We start from the raw sequence: 2,463 nt of genomic DNA, 5'->3' as shown, positions 1-2,463 counted from the left end.
CTTCAGCGGCATCTCACCCCACTTCCGGCCCCGCCGTCACCTCCTCGCCGCCCCGAACTACCGCGCCGAGATGACCGTCCGCTTCGCGATCTGGAACCAGGTCACCGGCGCCGCCGGCCAACCCGCCGAGGCCTGAACACCGGCCCGGATCCCCGGTCCCCACCACGCCCCGACGCGCCGTCAGAGACCCACGCAGCCCACAACGTGACAGCGCCCTCGGCCCGGTTGTTCGGGTCCTGGGGCGAGCGGTGTTCGACCGACGGCCTCAGCGCACGGTGGGCGGCGCCGTGGGAGCGGAGCCTGTCGGTGACGATCACCCGGGGCACCGTGCGGGGCCTCTTCATCAGCTTCCGGAAGAAACGCCTGGCCGCGGCCTCGTCCCGTCGGTTCCGCAGCAGGATGCCGGGCCCGTTCCCGTGCTGGTCCACGGCCCGCCACGGGTACCGCTGCATACCGCTTACCTTGATGAACACCTCGACCGGGTGCCCCTTGCCACCAGGCCCCGGACGGCGCCGACGCAGAGCAGCGGCACCAGCCGGGCCGAACCAGCGCGTCCACTGGTGGACCGTCTCGTGGCTGACCTCGATGCCGCGCCCGGGCATCGGCTCCTGGAGGTCGCGCAGGCTCAGGTGGAAGCGGTAGTACAGCCACACACAGTGGGAGATGACCTTCGACGGGAAGCGGGAACCCCGGTAGGACGGCGTCACCACGGACCGCCCCTGCAGCGCTCCGAGCAGACAGATGGTCATGCCTCCCGAGAAGGCCATTCCTCAACCTGGCAACGCCGGTGCAACCGCTGGCGGAACAGATGCGTGCCCTGACGCGGTTCAGTGTGCGGCGGCCTCAACAGCGCTCTTGATGCCGCGCAGTGCTTCTTCGAGGCCGTGGTCGACCTGGGCGCCTTCGGTGCTGTCCGTATGCAGCTGGACAGTGAGGCGTGAGGTGGCAGGACCTTCACCCGGCGCGACGTGCAGCCTGCCGTGGTATTCGTGTGGTCCGGGCGCTCCCCGCTCGAGACTTTTACCGTCTTCGATGACATGGATCCACGCTTCGCTGGTGACGTCCTGCTCGGGGGCGTCCGCGGGGTCGATGTGGGCTGTGACGGTGACCCGGTCACCGTCGTGGGGGCGCACGGAGGTCAGGCGCGGCATGTAGGCAGGCAGGTTCTGTACATCGGCCAGGTAGGAGAAGAGCCGGTCCGGCGCGACCGTGATCGTGTCGTTGTAGTCACCCACGTTGTTGGGGTTCCCCGAGCAGTTGCGACGCGAACCGGAAGTGGTGCTTGGTCGCCCGGCAGGGGCAGCGAGGAGACGCAGGCGAGTGACCACAAGCCAGGGAGGCTCGCTTCGGTGAACTTCCCCCGAGCCCTAACTACCCGGCCTTGGGGGAACTTCAGTCCGCGCGTTCACCCGCGGACCAGGCGCCCCAGGGCCCACCGGGCGGGGCCGGCGTATGCCGCGAGGGCAACGGCCGGTCCCTCGGCCCGCAGTGTCGTGGCCGAGCCGGCCGCCTGGGCGAACACCTCATGACGCAGTCGCATGTGTACCGGTCCGAGCCGGACCCGCCAGGTCCACTGCCGTCGTTCCTCGTCGACGCACTCCACGACGAACCTCGCGGTGACACCGAACAGCGAGACCACCTCGCCCCGCATGCCTGGTGCAATCCGCTCACCGGCCACACGCACCGCCCTGATCTGCGGCGACCACGTCGGCCAGCAGGCGGGTGAGACGTAACGCGACCAGACGTCCTCGGCGGGGGCCGGTCCCGCGGCCCGCAAGGTCATGACGGCCATCGGGCCGGTACCAGGTCAGCCGACCTGACCGTGGACGAACTCATTGAGGGCTTTGCCCGGCCGCAGGCCCGCCTCGCCGTCCTCCTGATGGAAACTGCCGAACCCGGTGAGGGTGACGGTCTTCCCCGCCCTGAGCGCCTCGGCGATCGCACCCGCCCGGTCGACGGTGCCGAACAGGGCATCGACGACCCGGCCGACCTGCTCCAAGGTCAGGTCACCACCCTCCGCCGCCTTGTGTGTGACCGCCTCGACCAGCCCGGACCTGTCCATACGACGCACCCGCTCCTCGACGATGAAGTCCCGCGCAGCCGCACCCCGCCCGGCCACCACTGTCCGACCCCACCATCGTGACACCGCCACAGCAGCCCCGCACGCAGCGGCGCCCAACCGTACGCTGCCCGTGTGCACAGTGTGGAACTACTGCCCGACCCCGCGACGGAGCGGGCCGTCCGAGACGTATGGCGCCGCCTTGCGGACGCGGGCCTGCCCAGCCTCGCCACCCACCACCACCCGACCGACCGCCCCCACCTGGCCCTCGCCACAACCGACCATCTTCCACCCCAGACACACGCCCTTGTCAACTACCCGTCGCTAAAGCGACGGGCTTGCACAACGGGCATCACTGGCTGTGGTGCTGCGCTTGCGTCCGGCCCCGTCCCGCGGGCGCGGGA

Annotated in this window: 4 protein-coding genes and 2 pseudogenes; 2 read left to right on the top strand and 4 right to left on the bottom strand. The window is 70.2% G+C overall.

All coding sequences use genetic code 11. The features are described 5' to 3' along the window. A pseudogene (locus AB0I73_RS41015) lies at nt 1–136 on the top strand (IS6 family transposase); the annotation flags it as partial. Here the strand turns inward: AB0I73_RS41015 and AB0I73_RS41010 are convergent. From AB0I73_RS41010 to AB0I73_RS40995, 4 genes are all read right to left on the bottom strand, one after another. Further along, nucleotides 102–749, bottom strand: coding sequence for an IS6 family transposase (locus tag AB0I73_RS41010; RefSeq protein ID WP_363045472.1), 648 nt, complete (start codon nt 747–749; stop codon nt 102–104). The pseudogene AB0I73_RS41015 and the gene AB0I73_RS41010 sit on opposite strands and share 35 nt — an antisense overlap. A 78-nt stretch (nt 750–827) precedes the next feature. After that, nucleotides 828–1,235 (bottom strand): SRPBCC family protein, encoded by a 408-nt coding sequence (locus AB0I73_RS41005; protein ID WP_363045471.1) that lies wholly within the window; start codon nt 1,233–1,235, stop codon nt 828–830. Between the two features lie 170 nt (nt 1,236–1,405). Continuing rightward, nucleotides 1,406–1,783: an SRPBCC family protein gene (locus tag AB0I73_RS41000; RefSeq protein WP_363045470.1), complete on the bottom strand. Its 378-nt coding sequence runs from the start codon at nt 1,781–1,783 to the stop codon at nt 1,406–1,408. A gap of 24 nt (nt 1,784–1,807) precedes the next feature. Beyond that, a complete protein-coding gene (locus AB0I73_RS40995; RefSeq protein ID WP_363045469.1) occupies nt 1,808–2,062 on the bottom strand; it encodes an HU family DNA-binding protein in 255 nt (84 codons plus the stop codon). A gap of 132 nt (nt 2,063–2,194) precedes the next feature. On the opposite strand from AB0I73_RS40995, the pseudogene AB0I73_RS40990 reads away from it, so the two are divergent. Then, nucleotides 2,195–2,350, top strand: a pseudogene (locus AB0I73_RS40990) (2'-5' RNA ligase family protein); the annotation flags it as partial. Nucleotides 2,351–2,463: the final 113 nt, after the last annotated feature.

The organism is Streptomyces sp. NPDC050388 (assembly GCF_040655635.1).
Lineage (GTDB): Bacteria > Actinomycetota > Actinomycetes > Streptomycetales > Streptomycetaceae > Streptomyces.
Note: the sequence above shows the minus strand (reverse complement) of the source record. Positions and strands in the feature narration are given on the sequence as shown.

What these genes read in the sequence shown, in the direction of transcription:
- AB0I73_RS41010 (WP_363045472.1), bottom strand. Translation starts at nt 749, where the DNA reads ATGACCATCTGTCTGCTCGGAGCGCTGCAGGGGCGGTCCGTGGTGACG.
- AB0I73_RS40995 (WP_363045469.1), bottom strand. Translation starts at nt 2,062, where the DNA reads ATGGACAGGTCCGGGCTGGTCGAGGCGGTCACACACAAGGCGGCGGAG.
- AB0I73_RS41000 (WP_363045470.1), bottom strand. Translation starts at nt 1,783, where the DNA reads ATGACCTTGCGGGCCGCGGGACCGGCCCCCGCCGAGGACGTCTGGTCG.